Annotated in this window: 13 protein-coding genes; 7 read left to right on the top strand and 6 right to left on the bottom strand. The window is 71.7% G+C overall.

The genetic code is table 11. The features are described 5' to 3' along the window. Positions 1-97 precede the first annotated feature (97 nt). From ACGFZA_RS41560 to ACGFZA_RS41545, 4 genes are all read left to right on the top strand, one after another. Positions 98-2,680, top strand: coding sequence for a Tox-REase-5 domain-containing protein (locus tag ACGFZA_RS41560; protein WP_393686214.1), 2,583 nt, complete (start codon positions 98-100; stop codon positions 2,678-2,680). 68 nt (positions 2,681-2,748) lie between these two features. Next, positions 2,749-3,468, top strand: coding sequence for a hypothetical protein (locus ACGFZA_RS41555; RefSeq protein WP_385280850.1), 720 nt, complete (start codon positions 2,749-2,751; stop codon positions 3,466-3,468). A 128-nt stretch (positions 3,469-3,596) separates the two neighbouring features. Continuing rightward, on the top strand, positions 3,597-4,316 hold the full coding sequence (locus ACGFZA_RS41550; RefSeq protein WP_385280929.1) for a DsbA family oxidoreductase: 720 nt from the start codon (positions 3,597-3,599) through the stop codon (positions 4,314-4,316). A 90-nt stretch (positions 4,317-4,406) separates the two neighbouring features. Then, complete coding sequence (locus tag ACGFZA_RS41545; RefSeq protein ID WP_385280847.1) at positions 4,407-5,468, top strand: aminotransferase class V-fold PLP-dependent enzyme; 1,062 nt, start codon at positions 4,407-4,409, stop codon at positions 5,466-5,468. 132 nt (positions 5,469-5,600) lie between these two features. Here the strand turns inward: ACGFZA_RS41545 and ACGFZA_RS41540 are convergent, their stop codons facing one another. Further along, complete coding sequence (locus tag ACGFZA_RS41540) at positions 5,601-6,086, bottom strand: MarR family winged helix-turn-helix transcriptional regulator (RefSeq protein ID WP_385280844.1); 486 nt, start codon at positions 6,084-6,086, stop codon at positions 5,601-5,603. 168 nt (positions 6,087-6,254) lie between these two features. On the opposite strand from ACGFZA_RS41540, the gene ACGFZA_RS41535 reads away from it, so the two are divergent. Next, positions 6,255-7,325, top strand: coding sequence for an alkene reductase (locus tag ACGFZA_RS41535; RefSeq protein ID WP_385280841.1), 1,071 nt, complete (start codon positions 6,255-6,257; stop codon positions 7,323-7,325). A gap of 45 nt (positions 7,326-7,370) precedes the next feature. Here ACGFZA_RS41535 and ACGFZA_RS41530 read toward each other — a convergent pair whose 3' ends face one another. From ACGFZA_RS41530 to ACGFZA_RS41515, 4 genes are read right to left on the bottom strand one after another with little or no spacing between them, the layout of a single operon-like run. After that, positions 7,371-8,405 carry a LacI family DNA-binding transcriptional regulator gene (locus tag ACGFZA_RS41530; protein WP_385280838.1) on the bottom strand — a complete coding sequence of 345 codons (1,035 nt, stop codon included), beginning with the start codon at positions 8,403-8,405 and terminating at the stop codon, positions 7,371-7,373. Between the two features lie 41 nt (positions 8,406-8,446). Continuing rightward, positions 8,447-9,313, bottom strand: a complete 867-nt coding sequence (locus ACGFZA_RS41525) for a carbohydrate ABC transporter permease (RefSeq protein WP_385280834.1) — start codon at positions 9,311-9,313, stop codon at positions 8,447-8,449. Beyond that, complete coding sequence (locus tag ACGFZA_RS41520) at positions 9,310-10,236, bottom strand: carbohydrate ABC transporter permease (RefSeq protein ID WP_385280832.1); 927 nt, start codon at positions 10,234-10,236, stop codon at positions 9,310-9,312. Before ACGFZA_RS41520 ends, ACGFZA_RS41525 begins: the two co-directional genes overlap by 4 nt. Then, positions 10,233-11,555 (bottom strand): extracellular solute-binding protein, encoded by a 1,323-nt coding sequence (locus ACGFZA_RS41515; RefSeq protein WP_385280829.1) that lies wholly within the window; start codon positions 11,553-11,555, stop codon positions 10,233-10,235. The genes ACGFZA_RS41520 and ACGFZA_RS41515 overlap by 4 nt, the downstream gene beginning before the upstream one ends. A gap of 180 nt (positions 11,556-11,735) precedes the next feature. Between ACGFZA_RS41515 and ACGFZA_RS41510 the strand changes: the two genes are divergently transcribed. Continuing rightward, a complete protein-coding gene (locus ACGFZA_RS41510; protein ID WP_385280826.1) occupies positions 11,736-13,781 on the top strand; it encodes a beta-galactosidase in 2,046 nt (681 codons plus the stop codon). 59 nt (positions 13,782-13,840) lie between these two features. Further along, positions 13,841-15,400, top strand: coding sequence for an arabinogalactan endo-beta-1,4-galactanase (locus ACGFZA_RS41505; RefSeq protein ID WP_393686208.1), 1,560 nt, complete (start codon positions 13,841-13,843; stop codon positions 15,398-15,400). Positions 15,401-15,413: 13 nt separating this feature from the next. Here the strand turns inward: ACGFZA_RS41505 and ACGFZA_RS41500 are convergent, their stop codons facing one another. Beyond that, entirely contained in the window at positions 15,414-16,439 is a 1,026-nt protein-coding gene (locus ACGFZA_RS41500) for a VOC family protein (protein ID WP_393686206.1), read from the bottom strand. Positions 16,440-16,634: the final 195 nt, after the last annotated feature.

Raw genomic sequence — 16,634 nt, 5'->3', positions numbered from 1 at the left:
CGAGTTGGGTCCTGGGGCCCATGACGGGGGAGTCCCGGCTCCGTAGCCTGAGGTGTCGTCATTCTGCCTGCGGGCAGTGCGGGTTGGGGGGCCGAGCATGTCTGCGACAGGTGGCATATCCGCGTACGGAGGCGTGGGGCCCGCGCCCGGGGCGGGGCGCCGTCAGCTGCCGCGTGCCACGGGCGCCGCCCGGCTGCTGCTGCATGTGCTCTTCGGCGCGACGCTGCTGGGCGGTGCCGGTCTCTTCGGCTCCGCGCTCGCCGCCGACGCGCTGAACGGCGTCGTGGTCGGCCTGCTGCTGTACGGGGCCGTCCCCGGGGTCGTGGGCTGGCTGCTCTCGCGCAGGGTGTGGACCGGCGGCCGGGGCGTGTGGGGCGGACTCGTCGCCGTACAGGTGTGGTTGATCATCGGTGGCGCGGCCAACGCCGCGGACGGCTCGCTGCACGGCTTCACGCAGGTGTTCCTGCCGGTGCTGATCCTGGTGTTCCTGAGCCGGCCGGAGAGCCGCGCGTGGTTCCGTCTGCCGGTGCACGAACGGGAGGACAAGCCGGACTTCTCCCTCCCTCACATGATCACGTGGCGTCGCGACCGGGGTCAGTCGACCCTGGAGTACGTCGGGCTGGTCATGCTCGTCGCGGCCATCGTCGTGGCCTTGCTGCTGAGTGGCGTGGGCGGCCCGATGGCGGACCGCTTCCAGGCCGCGGTCTGCTCCGTCACGGGCACGTCCTGCCCGGCGACGGGCAGCGGCACGGTGAACGCGGGTGACAGCGCGGGCGGCGCGGACACGGGAGGAGCCGCCGGGGGCGCCACGGTGGTCGGCGGTGCGGACGGGGGAGGCGCGTCCGCCGGTACGGGTGGTGCTTCTGCCGGTGCGGGCGGTGCGGGAGGCGCCTCTGCCGGTACGGGCGGTGCTTCTGCCGGTACGGGCGCTGCGGGCGGTGCGTCTGCCGGTACGGGTGGAGCCGGTGGCGCGGGGGCGGGCGGCGCCGGCGGTGGCGGTGCCGACAGCGGGGCCGGTGGCGCCGGGAGTTCCACCGGCGGAGCGTCCGGGTCGACCGGCACCACCGAGGGGGCGTCCGGATCGTCCGGCACCACCGGCGGAGCGTCCGGATCATCCGGCACCACGGGCGGTACCGACACCACGGGCGGTCCCGACGGGTCCGGCTCCGACCGGCCCGGTACGGAGACCTACCCGGAGAGCGCCGCCGAACCCGAGGCCGCGTACGACGACATCCCCGCGTCCGGCGAGGACGAATCGGGCGGCTCCGGCGACGGTGAGGACAAGGAGGACTGCAGCGGCTGGGGCTTCTTCGGCTGCGCCTGGGACCGTGGCACCCAGGTCGTCGAGGGCGTCTTCGTCGACGGCATCTGGGGCGACGTGACCGGGGTCATCGACCTCTTCAAGCCCTCCACCTGGTCCGGCATCGCCGACTACGGCAAGCAGCTCGGCAGCCAGTGGATGGACGACTCCAAGGACGCCACGAGCAAGTGGGACAAGGGCGACTACCTGGGTGCGTTCGGCGACTGGGGCAAGGCCTCGCTCAACACCGTGGTCAAGGTCGGCGACGACATGTTCGTCGGCGACGACGTGCGCGAGCGGTGGAACAACGGGGAGAAGACCCGCGCCGTCACCGACGTCGTGTGGAACGTCGGCTCCCTCTTCATCCCCGGGTACGACGTCGCGAAGGTCATCGGAAAGACCAGCAGGCTCGGCAAGATCGGGAAGATCGCCGCCGATGTGGCGGAGGCCGCCGAGGACGCGGGAGCGGCCTCCCGCAGGGCCCGCAAGGCCGCCCAGGCCGGGGACGTCGACGGCGCCCGCAAGGCGGCGAAGGAGGCCGACGACGCCGCCGACAAGGCAGAGGACTCGGCCCGCAGGACCGGCTGCTCCATCGCGTCCGGACCCCTCGGGCCAAGAACCCGCTACGGAGGAACCGGTGTCGCCGGGTCCGGAACCGGCGTGCTCGCCGCCGGACCGCCGGACCATGTGATCCTCGCCGACGACGGCTGCGACAAGGCGGCCGAGGCCAAGGCGAAGGAGGCCCGCGACCAGGAGCGGGCCGCCTGGACGGACAAGAAGCGTGCCGAGGAGGCCGACCGCGCGGCCAAGGCGCTGGCGAACAAGAAGCCGTGGCCGGACGCCAAGCGCAACGACACCTCCGACCCGCGGAACTACAACGCGCCGGACTGGGCCAAGGACCTGAAGGACCCGGAACTCGGATCGGCCGACGCGGGCGACGGGTACTGGGGGAGCCGCGACCGCAACCCCAAGCCCAACTGGAAGAACGAGTCGTGGCTGCGCTACCAGGAGCAGATCACCGGCACCAACCGCGGCAAGGAGTACATCGTCGCCAACCCCAAGGAGGGCAAGCCGCCGGTGGAGTACGACGGTTGGGACTCCGGCAGGCAGACGTTCCTGGAGGCGAAGAACGGTTACAAGAGCTACCTGTCGAAGGGCGACAGCGGAACGCTCACGCCGTCCGGCCGGGAGAAGTTCGTCAAGGAGGCGACGGAGCAGGTCAACGCCTCCGGAGGACGTCCGGTCGAATGGCACTTCTCCGATCCGGACGTGGCCAAGGCCGCCCGGAAGGCCTTCCGGGACGAGGGCCTTCCGATCAAGGTCGTCTACACCAAGCAGAACCCGGAGTTGAGCACGAGGAAGCCCGGGGCCTTCGACTAGCCTGGGGCGCGCGCCGATCCGCGGTCGCGGTCGGGATCTACGACGGCTCACAACGGTGGAGGCAGGACATGCGACGTGTGGTGCGGAGCTTCTGGGGACCCCGCAAGGAGTCGCCCCTGGAGCTCGCGGGGCGCTGGAAGACGACGCTGGACGCGCTTCCCGCACTCCTTCCGGCGGCCGGGCCCGCTGCGGCCGGGCAGCCGTGGACGTGGACGCAGCACCACGCGGCGGGCCGCCCCACGGAACTCCGGCCCGACGAGACCGGACTGGCCGCCGCGCTGCAGGCCGACCACGACTCCCCGCAGACCTCGGACGGGGCCGGCCTGAGCCTGGCGGTCACGGGCGAGCCGGGCTGGGAGGTCGCCGTCAGCGGGCGCGGCGGCGGCGAGTCGGAGTACGTGACCCAGGCATTGGTGCTGACGGTCGTCTCCCCGGACGACGCCGAGGTTCCCGAAGCCGCCCTCCTCGCGCTGCTCGCTGACACCTGGCAGCCGGACATCGGCGATGTGACCGACGACGACCTGCTCGACGCCCTCGAGGACGACGCCGGCTACGACTACACGCAGTCCCAGCTGTGCGTCGGCCGCCTCGGCTACCTCTCCCCGGGGCGGGCGGCGCTGGTCCCCGACGGGGTGGGCACGGCCCGCAAGGAGCTGCGGGGCGAGGGCGTGCTCCTCGACATCGCACCGCCCGGGGACGCCGGGGCCGTGGTGGACGCCTATGTGCGCCTGCGCGACGCGGGCGCACTGGAACCGCTGCCCCGGCCGATGAACCGCACCCTCCTCTGAGGGCTGTCCCGCACCGGGTGGCGCAGCCCCCGGGAATGACGGGCACCCCGACGGGCGTTTCCCCGTGAGCGGAGGGTCCCTCCGTGCTGCGCGAGCAGCCGCACGAGAGCCTGGAGAGTAGAGAAGTCATGCGCGTCGAGATCTGGAGCGACATCGCCTGCCCGTGGTGCTACATCGGCAAGGCCCGGTTCGAGAAGGGCCTGGCAGGCTTCGCCCACCGCGACGAGGTCGAGGTGGTCCACCGCTCCTTCGAGCTCGACCCCGGGCGTGCCAAGGGCGACACGGCACAGGTCATCGACATGCTGGCGCAGAAGTACGGCCGCACCCGTGAGGAAGCGCAGTCGATGGAGGCGAACGTCGCGGCCAATGCCCGGGCCGAGGGCCTCGGCTACCGCACCGAGGGCCGTGACCACGGCAGCACCTTCGACATCCACCGGCTGCTGCACCTGGCGAAGGCGCGCGGCCGTCAGGACGAGCTGCTGAGCCTGGCCTACCGGGCGAACTTCGCCGAGGAGCGTTCCGTCTACGACGACGAGGTGCTGGTGGAGCTGGCCGTCGAGGCCGGTCTCGACGCCGCCGAGGCCCGCGCCGTGCTCGCCGATGCGCAGGCGTACGCGGCGGAGGTGCGGGCCGACGAACAGGAGGCCTCCGAGCTGGGTGCCAACGCGGTGCCGTTCTTCGTGCTCGACCGGCGCTACGGGATCTCCGGAGGCCAGCCCGCCGAGGTCTTCGCCCAGGCCCTGGAGCAGGCGTGGAAGGACCGCCCGCTGACCGCGATCGGCGGCGACGCGGCGGCCTGCGACGCCGACGGGGCGTGCGAGGTTCCGCAGGCCGGAAGCAACGCCTGACCCCGTACCCAGCACATATAAGCAGTGCTTGGGTGTCCCCCTTAACTCTTGGCGATTGACTATGGGTTAGGGGGGATTCAGGCTGGGCCCATGATGATCTCTTCGCTCAGCCGTGCGGTGGCCGCCGAGTTCGCGCCGGAAACCGCCTACCTCAACACGTCCACCTGCGGACTGCTGCCCCGCCGCACCGTCGACGCGGTGAGAGCCCTCGCCGAGGGGAACACCACGGGCCGCAGAAACGGTGCGGGCGATTTCGAGGCGGTGGACGGGGCCAGGGGCGGTTTCGCGCGTCTCGCCGGTGTCGACGCCGGCCGGGTCGCCGTCGGCAGCTCGGTCACCGTCCATGTAGGTCTGATCGCCTGCTCGCTGCCGGCCGGTGCCGAAGTGCTGGCTCCCGAGGGGGAGTTCAGTTCGGTCGTCACCCCGTTCGCGGTGCGCGGCGACCTGCGGATGCGCTACGTCCCGCTGGCGGAGCTGGCCGACGCGGTGCGTCCCGAGACCGCGCTCGTCGCCTTCTCCTCCGTGCAGTCCGCCGACGGCCGGCTCGCGGATCTGGACGCGGTGAGGGCCGCGGCCGCCGCCCACGGCGCCCGTACGCTGCTGGACGCCACCCAGTCCGCGGGCTGGCTGCCGCTCGATGCCGGGGCGTACGACTACACGGTCGCGGGCGGCTACAAGTTCCTGCTCTGCCCGCGGGGTGCGTCGTTCCTCACCGTCACCGAGGAGGCGCAGGCGTCGCTGCCGCCGCTCCTCGCCGGCTGGGTCGCGGCCGAGGACCCCTGGGGCAGCACCTACGGGCCGGTGGCGAAGCTCGCCCCCGATGCCCGGCGCTACGACGAACCGCCCGCGTTCCTCTCGTACCACGGCGCCGAGCAGTCCCTCGCGCTGCTGAACGAGATCGGCGTCGACGCCCTCCACGACCACGCCACCGGGCTGGCGGCCCGCTTCAGGGCCGGTCTCGCCGGGCTGGGGCACGAGGCCGTGCCGGCCGCGACGGCTGTCGTCGGGGTGCCGGGACTCGGTGACCGGGCGTCGGCACTGGGACGGGCCGGGGTGATGGTCTCCAACCGGGCCGGCAACCTGCGGGCGGCCTTCCACCTCTACAACACCGAGGCCGATGTGGACCGCGCGCTGGACGTGCTCTCCGGCTGACGCGAACGGCGCACGCCCGGCATCGCGGAGGCCCGGCACCGTGGACGCACGGGTCGGCAGGTACGCGGGTCGGCAGATACGCCGGTCGGCAGGCGCGCTGACCGCTGACGCCCGGCACAGCAGACGCGCAGGTCAGCGGTTGTCCGCGCACTCCGCCGTCTCGCGGCAGAGGTTCTCCTCGACCCTCGCCAGGAGCCGGGCCAGCTCCTTGCGCTCTCCCGCGTCCAGGCCGGCGAGGGTGTGCTCCTCCAGGTTGGTCCAGGCCCGTTCCACGTCGGAGAGCAGCGCGCAGCTGTTGTCGGTGGCCTCGACCAGGACGGCCCTGCGGTCGGCCGGGTCGGGACTGCGGCGGACGTGCCCGGACTGTTCCAGGCGCTGGAGCATCTTGGTGACCGTGGACGGGTCCAGGTCGACCGCCTTGATCACCTCGGACTGGCGGACCGGCCCGGCGTCCCAGAGGTACATCATCAGGAACTCCTGGCCGGGGTAGAGGTCCGCGCCCTTGAGTAGCTTGCCCGCCGCGATCCGGTGGAGCCGCGCGACCCGTGACACGGCATGGCTGACCGGGCCGCCGCGGGCGGCGCTGGGCAGCTCGGTACAGGCGGGATCGGAGTTCATCGGGGGCTCCTCGGGTGGTGCGGGGCGGCCCTGCGGCTGCCGGGCGCGGCTCTCTGCCGACTTTACCTTGGTCGGCCAAGTAATGCGCTACAGTGGTACGCGTCGCGATTACTTGGCCGACCACATGGTTTTGATTGGCCGACCACATATTTACTCTGGAGGCTTTCCATGACCACCGCATTCGACCCGCTCGACCTGGCCGGCACACAGCTCGCCAACCGCATCGCCCTGGCACCGATGACGCGCAACCGGGCGGGCCGCGGCGGTGCGCCGACGGAGCTGACCGCCGAGTACTACGCCCAGCGCGCCTCGGCCGGGCTCGTCATCACCGAGGGGGTCCAGCCCTCGCCCGTCGGCCAGGGCTACCCCGGCACCCCCGGTCTGTACAGCGAGGAGCAGATCGCCGGCTGGCGCAGGGTCACGGACGCCGTACACGCCAAGGGCGGCACGATCTTCGCGCAGATCATGCACGCCGGCCGGATAGGCCACCCCGTCCTGCTCCCCGACGGGCTCACCCCGGTCGGCGCCTCCCCGGTCGCGGCAACGGGACAGGTCTTCACCCAGGAGGGCCCGAAGGACTTCGTCACCCCGCGCGAGCTGACCGGCTCCGAGGTACGGGCGACGATCGCCGACTTCGTGACCGCCGCGCGCAACGCGGTGGACGCCGGGTTCGACGGCGTGGAACTGCACGGCGCCAACGGCTATCTGATCCACCAGTTCCTGGCGCCCAACTCCAACCTGCGCACCGACGAATGGGGCGGCTCCGTGGAGGGCCGCATCCGCTTCGCCGTCGAGACCGTGCGCGCCGTCGCCGCCGAGATCGGTGCCGCGCGCACCGGAATCCGGATCTCGCCCGGAAACCCGTTCAACGACATCGAGGAGCCCGCGCCCGCGGCCACCTACAGCGCACTGGTGCAGGCCATCGAGCCGGTCGGGCTCGCCTATCTGCACATCGTCGAGGCCAAGGCCGACGACCGGGAGCTGACCGCCGCGCTGAGCAAGGAGTTCAACGGCACGGTCGTCCTCAACCCGGCGACCGACGGCTTCACCGGGCCCGAGTCCCTCGCCCTCGTCGAACAGGGCGTCGCCGACGTCATCTCCTACGGCGCGCTGTTCCTGGCCAACCCGGACCTGCCGGAGCGGCTGCGGGCGGGCGGCCCCTTCAACGCCGCGGACCGGGACACCTTCTACGGGGGCGACCACCGCGGCTACACGGACTACCCGGCTCTGGGGGCCTGACGACCCGGCCGGACGCGGTGCCCGAGGGCGCCGCGGCCGCCGCGGTCACGCCGAGTCGCGGCGGACGAGCTCGGTGGGCAGGATCACCGCGGCCGGGTCCTCCCCGCCGATCTGCGCCAGCAGCACCCGTACCATCTCGGCGCTGATCCGGTCCCACGGCTGCCTTATCGTCGTCAGCGCCGGCCGGGAGGCGAGCGCCGCCGGGGAGTCGTCGAAACCGCCCACCGCGACATCGTGCGGCACGCTGCGCCCCGCCTTCTCCAGCGCGGCGAGCACACCCTGCGCCATCAGGTCCGAGGCGACGAACACCGCGTCCAGGTCGGGCGCCCGCTCCAGCAGCAGTGCGGCGGCCGCCTCGCCGCCCGCCCGGCTGTAGTCGCCCGGGACGATCAGCGCGTCGTCGGCGGGCAGCCCGCAGTCGGCCAGCATCTCGCGGTAGCCCGCGAGCCGCTCCACGCCGCCCGGGGTGTCCAGGGGGCCGCTGACCGTGCCGATCCGGCGGCGCCCCGACTCGTACAGGAAACGCACCATGTCCCGGGCGCCGTCCCGGTCGTCGGCCGCCACATAGCTGACCTTCGACTTCTGCCCGAGCGGCTTCCCGCAGGCGACCAGCGGAACCCCCGCCTCGTGCAGCTGGGCGGCCACCGGGTCGCCCGAGTGGCTGGAGACCAGCAGGACGCCGTCCACATGGCCGGCGATGTACCGCATGTTCCGGCGGCGTTCGGCCTCCGTACCCGCGATCATCAGCAGCAGCGGGATGTCGTGCGCGGCGAGCGCGCTCGTGCAGCCGCGCAGCAGCACGTTGAAGTTCGGGTCCTCGAAGAACCGTTCCTGGGGCTCGGTGAGCAGGAACGCCACCGAGTCGGAGCGGCCCGTGATCAGCGACCTGGCGTGCCGGTTCACCGTGTAACCGGTCTTGCGAATCGCGGAGTTGACCGCTTCCAGCGCGGCCGGGCTGACGTTGTGACCGCCGTTCAGCACCCGGGAGACCGTGCCGCGCGAGACTCCGGCCTCGCGTGCCACGTCATGGATCGTCGGCGGCCGTCGGCGTCCCGTACCGGTCTGTTCTGTGCGGCTCATGGTGCATGATCTTTCATCAAGTGGCTTCCTGGCGGGACCCGTCAGGACTTTACGGCCCCGGAGAGCAGGTCGAGGCTCCAGAAACGCTGGACGACCAGGAACAGGGCGATCAGCGGGACGATCGCCAGCAGCGCCCCCGTGATCACCAGCGTATAGAGCGCCGGGGTGTTGGATCCCTGCTGGAGCAGGGTGAACAGCCCCAGCGTGACCGGGAACTTCTCGTCGTCGCCGAGCATGATGTACGGCAGCAGGAAGTTGTTCCAGATCGCGACGAACTGGAACAGGAAGACGGTCACCAGGCCCGGCAGCATCATCGGCAGCGCGATGGTGCGGAAGATCCGCCACTCGCCCCCGCCGTCCATCCGCCCGGCCTCGATCACATCGCCGGGCACGGCGGCGGCCGCGTAGATCCGGGCGAGGTAGACCCCGTACGGGGAGAGGATCACCGGCAGCATCACCGACAGGTAGGAGTCGGTCAGGTCGGCCTTCGCCAGCAGCAGGTACTGCGGCACGGCGAGGATCACCGGCGGCATCAGCACCCCGGCCAGCAGGATGTTGAAGATGCCCTCCCTGCCGCGGAAGCGGTACACCGCCAGGGCGTACCCCGAGACGGCGGAGACGCCCGTGGACAGCAGCGCGCCCACTCCGGCGTAGAGGGCCGAGTTGGCCATCCACCTCCAGTAGACGCCGTCCCGGTACGCCGAGAGGTCGGCGACGTTGTCCGCGAAGCCGGAGCCGGGCAGGAAGGTGAAGGTGGAGAACAGCTCGCTGCCTGACTTGGTCGAGGCGACCAGGATCCAGGCGACGGGCAGCAGGCAGTAGAGGGCGCCGAGCAGCAGCGCGGCGGTGGGCACGAGGGCGAACCGGCGGGGGGCTGCGGGCAGGGGCCGGATGTGCGGCGTGGTCACTGGGAGTCCCCCTGCTTCGTACGGGAGTTGGCCGCCCTGAGGAAGCCGAAGGACAGGGCCAGGGTGACGAGGGCGATGATGACCGCCTGGGCGGCCGCCGTGTAGATGTCGTTGTTGACGAAGGCGTCCTGGTAGACCTTCATCAGCGGACTCCACGTGGTGGAGAGGGAGTTGGTGAGCGGCTTCAGCGTCGTCGGCTCGTTGAAGACCTGGAGGGTCGCGATGATCGAGAAGAAGAAGGTGAGCACCAGGGAGGGCGCCACCATCGGGATCTTGATCCGGAGCGCGATCTGCCACTGCGAGCAGCCGTCGAGGCGGGCCGCCTCGAAGATCTCGGCGGGGATCGCCCGCAGCGAGGTGTAGATCACGATCATGTTGAAGCCGGTGCCGCCCCAGACCGCGATGTTGGCCAGGGCGAGGTAGAGCGGTCCGCCGTCGAGCAGATCGGGCTGCGGCAGACCCGCCTTGTCCAGCAGGAAGTAGAAGGGGCTGACGTCGGGCAGGTAGAGGAAGCCCCACATCAGGGCGGCGACGACGCCGGGGATCGCGTACGGGAGGAAGATCGCCAGCCGGGTGAAGCCGCGCAGCCGGAGCCGTTCGGTGTCCAGGAGCAGCGCGAAGAGCAGGGCGAGGCCCAGCATCACCGGCACGACGATCGCGCCGTAGCCGAGGATGCGCAGCGCGCCGTGGAGGAGCTCCGAGTCCGAGAGCGCGTCGGTGTAGTTGGCGAACCCGGCCCAGATCTCCCGGCGGGCGCCCTTGCCCAGGCCCAGCCCGCTGACCTCGGTCCGGCGGAAGCTGAGGTAGAGCGCGTAGCCGATGGGCAGGGCGAAGAAGAGCAGGAACAGCACGGTGGCGGGGATCAGGAAGGCGTACGGGGCGCTCTTGACCCCGTACGCCTTCCGACGGCGTGCGCGTGTCACTCGGAGACTCCGAAGCCCTGCTTCTTCAGGTCGGCGACGGTGGCGTCCTGCATCGCCGTGAGGGCCGGCGCGAAGTCCGACCTGTTCTTGGCGGCCTCGGCGAACCTGTCCTTGAACGCGGTGTACGCGACGTTCACGTTCGGGCCCCAGGCGGCCGGGGCGGTGCCCTTGGCGATCTTGGCGGCCTCGGTGTAGAAGTCCGGCTGGTTGGAGAAGTAGGCCGGCGGCTTCGCGAGGGCGCCACCGGTCTGGGCGGCGGTGGCGGCGGGGTAGATCCCGCTCTCCTTCACCAGGGCGGCGAGCGCCTCGGGGTCGGTGTTCAGCCACTTCGCGAAGGTGGCCGCGGCCTCCTTGTGCTTCGAGTCGTTGGTGACCGCGGTGGACGACCCGCCCCAGCTGCCCGTGACGCTCTCGCCGGACTTCCACTGGGGGAGCGGGGCCATGGCCCACTTGCCCGCGGTGTCGGGCGCCGCGGTGGTCAGCGTGCCGGGAGCCCAGACCGCGCTGACCCAGGCGATCTGCTTGCCGGTGTTGAGCGCCTTGTTCCAGGCCGGGGTGTACATCGGCTGGTTGTCGATCGCCCCCTCCTTGACCAGTCCGCCCCAGAAGCTCGCGACCTTCTGCGTGGCCGGGTCGTCGATCGCGACCTTCCACTTGTCGCCGGAGGTGGTCCACCACTGGGCGCCGGCCTGCTGGGCGAGGCCCGAGAAGAGACCGGAGTCGTTGGAGGAGAACGTGGTGAGGTCCTTGTCCGGGGCCTTCTTCTTCAGCGCCCGGGCGGTCTCGGCGAACGCGTCCCAGGTGGTGGGAACGGACAGCCCGTACTGCTTGAACAGGTCCTGGCGGTAGTAGAACATCAGCGGGCCGGAGTCCTGCGGCAGGGCGTACAGGGCGTCCGAGCCCAGCGTCGCCTGCTGCCAGATGCCGTCGGCGAAGTCGCTCTTGGCGTCGCCCGCCTCCTTGGATATGTCGGCGAGCACGTCGTTGGAGACCAGGGTGGGCAGGGCCTGGTACTCGGCCTGCACCAGGTCGGGGGCCTTGTGCGCCTTCGCCGCGGTGATGATCTTGGTGACCAGGTCGTCGCCCGATGCCTGCTTCTTCACCGTGACCGTGATCCCGGCCTTCTTGCCCTCGCCCTTGTTCCAGATGTCCGCGACCTTGTCCAGGCCGGGGGCCCAGGCCCAGTAGGTGAGCGAAGCGGGGCCGGCGGCGGCCGGGCCGTCCCCGCTGCCGTCGTCGTCCGACGAGCCGCAGCCCGTGAGCAGGGCGGTGGCGGCGAGCGAGGCGGCCGCGGACACCGCGACGATGCGGTACTTCATGGATTTCTCCCCTGACGAGAAGCGAGGGTGCAGCGCCGACATGCGCTGTGAGCGTTCACAGTAGAGAAACGAAACCGACACTTGTCAATGGTTGTTGCTGTGCGGTTATGTTGGGTCTGCGCCACCGAGAGTGTGTGTGCACGTTCCCAGAAGTTGTACCAAAGAGCTCAGGAGACGCCCATGCCGCACACCCCTCGCGCGACTGCCCCGAAGGGTCTGCACCAGCTGGCCTTCGGCGGCGACTACAACCCCGAGCAGTGGCCTGAGGAGGTCTGGCACGAGGACATGCGCCTCATGCGGGAGGCCGGCGTCACCATGGTCAGCGTCGGGATCTTCTCCTGGGCGCTGCTGGAGCCGGAGCCGGGTACGTACGACTTCGGCTGGCTCGACCGGCTCCTGGACCTGCTGCACGTCAACGGCATCCGCGCCGACCTCGGCACCCCCACCGTCGCCCCGCCCGCCTGGTTCTACCGCGCCCACCCCGAGGCCCTGCCGCTCAGCAGGGACGGCGTCCGGTACGCCTTCGGCTCACGCGGCGCCATCTGCCACAGCAACGCCGACTACCGGGCCGCCGCGTCGGACATCACCGAACAGCTCGCCCTCCGGTACGCGAACCACCCGGCCCTCGCCCTGTGGCACGTCCACAACGAGTACGGCGTCCCGGTCAGCGCCTGCTACTGCGACAGCTGCGCCGCCCACTTCCGCCGCTGGCTCGCCGACCGCCACGGAAGCGTCGAGGCGGTCAACAAAGCGTGGGGCACCGCCTTCTGGGGCCAGCGCTACCGCAGCCTCGACGAGATCGACCCGCCCCGCACCACCCCCACCGTCGGCAACCCGGCCCAGCAGCTCGACTACGCCCGCTTCGCCGACGCCACCATGCGCGAGAACTTCCGCGCGGAACGCGACATCCTGCACCGGCTCGCCCCCGGCATCCCCGTCACCACCAACTTCATGACCGCGCTCAGCCAGTGCGACTCGGTGGACTACTGGGCCTGGGGACGGGAGGTCGACCTCGTCACCAACGACCACTACCTGATCACCGACGGCCGTCGCACCCACGTCAACCTCGCGATGGCCGCCGACCTGACCCGCTCGGTGGCGGGCGGCGCCCCCTGGCTGCTCCTGGAGCACTCCACGGGCGGCGTCAACTGGCAGCCCCGCAACCCCGCCAAGGGCCCCGGCGAGATGGCCCGCAACAGCCTCGCCCACGTCGCCCGCGGCTCCGAGGGAGCGATGTTCTTCCAGTGGCGGCAGTCCCTGCGCGGCGCGGAGAAGTTCCACTCGGCGATGGTCCCGCACGCCGGCACGGACTCCCGGATCTGGCGCGAGGTCTCCCGGCTGGGCGCCGACCTCGGCCTGCTGAACGAGATCCGCTCCACCCGCACCGTCCCCGACGCCGCCATGGTCTGGGACTGGCAGTCCTGGTGGGCCCAGTCCCTGGAGTGGCGCCCGAGCCAGGACCACGACGCCCGTGAGCGCGCCGACGCCTTCTACGCCTCGCTCTTCGACCGCCACCTCACCGTCGACTTCGCGCACCCCGACGCCGACCTGTCCGGCTACCCCCTCGTCGTCGTCCCGGCCCTCTACCTCGCCACCGAGGAGTCCGGCCGCAACCTGCGCCGGTACGTGGAGGGCGGCGGCACGCTCGTCGTCTCGTACTTCTCCGGAATCGTCGACGCCGACGACGCCGTCCACGCCGGGCCGTACCCGGGCGCGCTCAGGGACGTACTGGGGCTGACGGTCGAGGAGTTCTCCCCGCTCGCCGAGGGCGGTACGGTCCGGCTGATCACCCCCGAGGGCGCCCCCGAAGGACCCGGGCTGACCGGTGACCTCTGGTCGGACGTGGTGATCCCGCGCGGCGCCGAGACCATGTGGTCCTACGCCGACGGCATCCCGGCGGGCCGGCCCGCCGTCACCCGGCACCGCCTCGGCGAGGGCACCGCCTGGTACGTCTCCACCCGGCTGACCGGCGCCGGCCTGGACGCCGTCCTCGACCGGGCCTGCGAGGACGCCCGCATCGCCCCCCGCACCGGGCTCCCGCACGACGTCGAGGTGGTCACCCGCACCGGCGACGCCGGCACGTACCTCTTCGTCATCAACCACACCGAGGGCGACGCGAAGGTGCCGCTCGACGCCCCCGGTACCGAACTCCTCACCGGAGAACCGGCCACGGGCCACCTCGCCGTCCCGGCGGGTGGCGTCCGTGTGGTCCGCCTCGACGGCTGAGGGCGCACGACCGCTCCTCCTCCACGCAATTCCCGCGCACGGTCGAAGGGACATCGACGATGTACGGAACGACGCACGGCAAGAAGAGAGCGGCGGTGCTGGCGGCCTCGCTGTCCGGCCTGCTGCTGGCCGCACTCCCCGCCCACGCGGCCACGGCCGCGACCGCCCCCGCCAACACCGGCTTCGAATCAGGCAGCACCGGCTGGTCGACCTACTCGGCCGGCGGGCAGAACGCCGCCTCCTTCACCGAGGCGGGAGGCCACAGCGGCAGCAGCAGACTCAGCCACTGGTCCGCGTCCGCCTACAAGGTGGAGACGTACCAGTACCTCACCGGCCTCACCGACGGCACGTACACCCTGAGCGCCTGGGTCAGATCGGGTGGCGGCCAGAACTCCGCGTACCTCGCCCTGCGCAACTGCGGCAGCGCGGAACAGCGCACCGACCTGCCGCCCACCGCGAACGGCGGCTGGATCCGCCTCGTCACCTCGGTCAAGGTCACCGGCGGCTCCTGCACCATCAGCCTGAACTCGGACGCCCACGCGGGCGAGTGGGCCAACTTCGACGACATCACCTTCGCCCCGGGCGCCACCGGGCTCACCGTGAAGGGCGGCGACCTCTCCACCCTCCCGAAGAACGAGGCGCACGGGGCCGTCTACCGGAGCGCGAGCGGCACCACCGGGGACGCGATGGGTCTCCTGAAGTCCGCCGGGATGAACTACGTCCGCCTCAAGGTGTGGGTGAACCCGGCCGACGGCTACAACGACAAGGCCCACGTCCTGGCCATGGCCAAGCGTGCCAAGGCCCTCGGCATGAAGCTCCTCGTCGACTTCCACTACTCCGACAGCTGGGCCGACCCCGGCAAGCAGAACAAGCCCGCCGCCTGGTCCGGCCACGGCTACACGCAGCTCAAGAAGGACGTCTACGACCACACCCACGACGTGCTGGCCGCCCTCAAGGCGCAGGGCACCACCGCCGACATGGTCCAGATAGGCAACGAGACCAACGCCGGAATGCTCTGGCCCGAGGGGTCCACCGACAACTGGTCCCAGCTCGCCGGACTCCTCACCTCCGGCGCGAACGCCGCGAAGGCAGTCTCGTCCGGTACGAAGGTGGCCCTGCACCTCGCCAAGGGCGGCGACAACGCCGGCACCCGCTGGTGGTTCGACAACGCCGTCGCGTACGGCGTGCCCTTCGACGTCATCGCGCTCTCGTACTACGGCTACTGGCACGGGCCGCTGAACGACCTCCAGACCAACCTCGACGACGCCGCCTCCCGGTACGGAAAGCCCGTGATGATCGCCGAGACGGCCTACGCCCACACCCTGGCCGACGCCGACGGCCTGGAGAACAACATCGCCACCGCGGACCAGCTCGTCAGCGGCTACCCCGCCACTCCGGCCGGCCAGGCCGCCAACCTCCGCGACGTGATGAACGTCGTCGAGGCCGTCCCCGGCGGCCGTGGCCTGGGCGCCGTGTACTGGGAGCCGGCCTGGACCGCCGTCAGCGGCAGCGGCTGGGACCCGGCCGACCCCGCGTCGGGCAACGCCTGGGAGAACCAGGCGTTGTTCGGCTACGACACGAAGCTGCTCCCGGCGGCGAACTGGTTCTCCCACCGGTAGCCGCACTCCGGGGCTACGGCTTCGGGGACTCCTCCAGCGGGGCCCCGTGCCACTTCCACGAGGTGACACGCTCGCGGCCCGGCAGATCCGCGCGGCCGGTGGACCAGAGCAGGACGGTCCACCGGTCCTCGGCGTCCGGGGCGTCGGGGAAGAGCCGGGCGAGGACCCGGTCGCAGAGGTCGTTCGGCGGGGCCCAGGGGAGCGACAGACCGGCGGCGACGTCGTGGGTGTGCACGAGGGTCTCCACGATGCCCATCGCGGCGAAGCCCTCCGGGTCCGAGACCCCGTAGGAGTGGAAGGAGCGGAGATCCGGGGAAGCCGTCCGCACCATGGCGGACAGCAGGGCTCCGCTCGCCTCCAGGGTCTGGAGCAGCCCGGTGGTTCCCGCCTCCGGGTTCGCGAAGATCGCGTTCCAGGGGCCGCCCTCGCGGTCCGGGGCCCAGCGATAGGGGACCTCGCCCTCCAGCGGGGGCCTGCGCGGGCCGAGCTGGACGGCGTACGCGAAGAGGTCGTCGCTCAGGTGCTCCACGGTCTCCCAGCAGTCCCAGGTGAGCGCCCCCGCGGGAATGTGCCAGTCCTCGGCCGGCGACTGTCCGAGCGTGTCCACCGCCAGTCGCACCGCCGACGTCACGTCGTCGGCGGTGACCGGCAGCCGGGTCCCGGTCAGCCGGGCCCGCTCAGCCGCACCGCACTCCACGCAGAACTCGTTGCCCTCCGGGTCGGCCAGGGTCACCCAGCCCCGCCCGTTCGGCCTGCGGTGGTCGCCAACGAGGGTGGCACCGAGAGCGAGCAGCCGTTCGACCTCCGCGTCACGGGTGCGGTCGTCCGGCTGGATGTCGAGGTGGATGCGGTTCTTGACGCTCTTCGGCTCGGGCACGGTGACGAACAGGAGCGCGGCGCCGGGGGTCTCGACCAGGGCCTCGGGGTCTCCGGGGAAGTCGTCATCGGCGAGGGAGGCACCCAGCACCTCGGCCCAGAAGGTGCCGAGCTTGTAGGCGTCGGCGCAGTCGACGGTGACGTGGTGTACGTGTGAAGTCATGGGGTCACTGTCTCCGCTGACCCGCCCCGGGGTCCACCGGGTTGAGGCCGGCGGGGCGGGCACCGGCCGGGGGGGGGCGCCGGGCGCCGCCCCCCCCCCCCCGGGGGGGGGGGGGGGGGGGGGACCAAACCCCGGGGGAGTCGCGCCCCCCCGAGTACTCCCGGCCCCCCCCCCCCGGCCCGGACCGCGCCGGGG

The sequence above is a fragment of the Streptomyces sp. NPDC048211 genome (assembly GCF_043202315.1).
Taxonomy (GTDB): Bacteria; Actinomycetota; Actinomycetes; order Streptomycetales; family Streptomycetaceae; genus Streptomyces.
This window is presented reverse-complemented; position numbering and strand designations above follow the sequence as displayed.

What these genes read in the sequence shown, in the direction of transcription:
- ACGFZA_RS41560 (WP_393686214.1), top strand. Translation starts at nt 98, where the DNA reads ATGTCTGCGACAGGTGGCATATCCGCGTACGGAGGCGTGGGGCCCGCG.
- ACGFZA_RS41555 (WP_385280850.1), top strand. Translation starts at nt 2,749, where the DNA reads ATGCGACGTGTGGTGCGGAGCTTCTGGGGACCCCGCAAGGAGTCGCCC.
- ACGFZA_RS41550 (WP_385280929.1), top strand. Translation starts at nt 3,597, where the DNA reads ATGCGCGTCGAGATCTGGAGCGACATCGCCTGCCCGTGGTGCTACATC.
- ACGFZA_RS41545 (WP_385280847.1), top strand. Translation starts at nt 4,407, where the DNA reads ATGATGATCTCTTCGCTCAGCCGTGCGGTGGCCGCCGAGTTCGCGCCG.
- ACGFZA_RS41540 (WP_385280844.1), bottom strand. Translation starts at nt 6,086, where the DNA reads ATGAACTCCGATCCCGCCTGTACCGAGCTGCCCAGCGCCGCCCGCGGC.
- ACGFZA_RS41535 (WP_385280841.1), top strand. Translation starts at nt 6,255, where the DNA reads ATGACCACCGCATTCGACCCGCTCGACCTGGCCGGCACACAGCTCGCC.
- ACGFZA_RS41530 (WP_385280838.1), bottom strand. Translation starts at nt 8,405, where the DNA reads ATGAGCCGCACAGAACAGACCGGTACGGGACGCCGACGGCCGCCGACG.
- ACGFZA_RS41515 (WP_385280829.1), bottom strand. Translation starts at nt 11,555, where the DNA reads ATGAAGTACCGCATCGTCGCGGTGTCCGCGGCCGCCTCGCTCGCCGCC.
- ACGFZA_RS41510 (WP_385280826.1), top strand. Translation starts at nt 11,736, where the DNA reads ATGCCGCACACCCCTCGCGCGACTGCCCCGAAGGGTCTGCACCAGCTG.
- ACGFZA_RS41505 (WP_393686208.1), top strand. Translation starts at nt 13,841, where the DNA reads ATGTACGGAACGACGCACGGCAAGAAGAGAGCGGCGGTGCTGGCGGCC.
- ACGFZA_RS41500 (WP_393686206.1), bottom strand. Translation starts at nt 16,439, where the DNA reads ATGACTTCACACGTACACCACGTCACCGTCGACTGCGCCGACGCCTAC.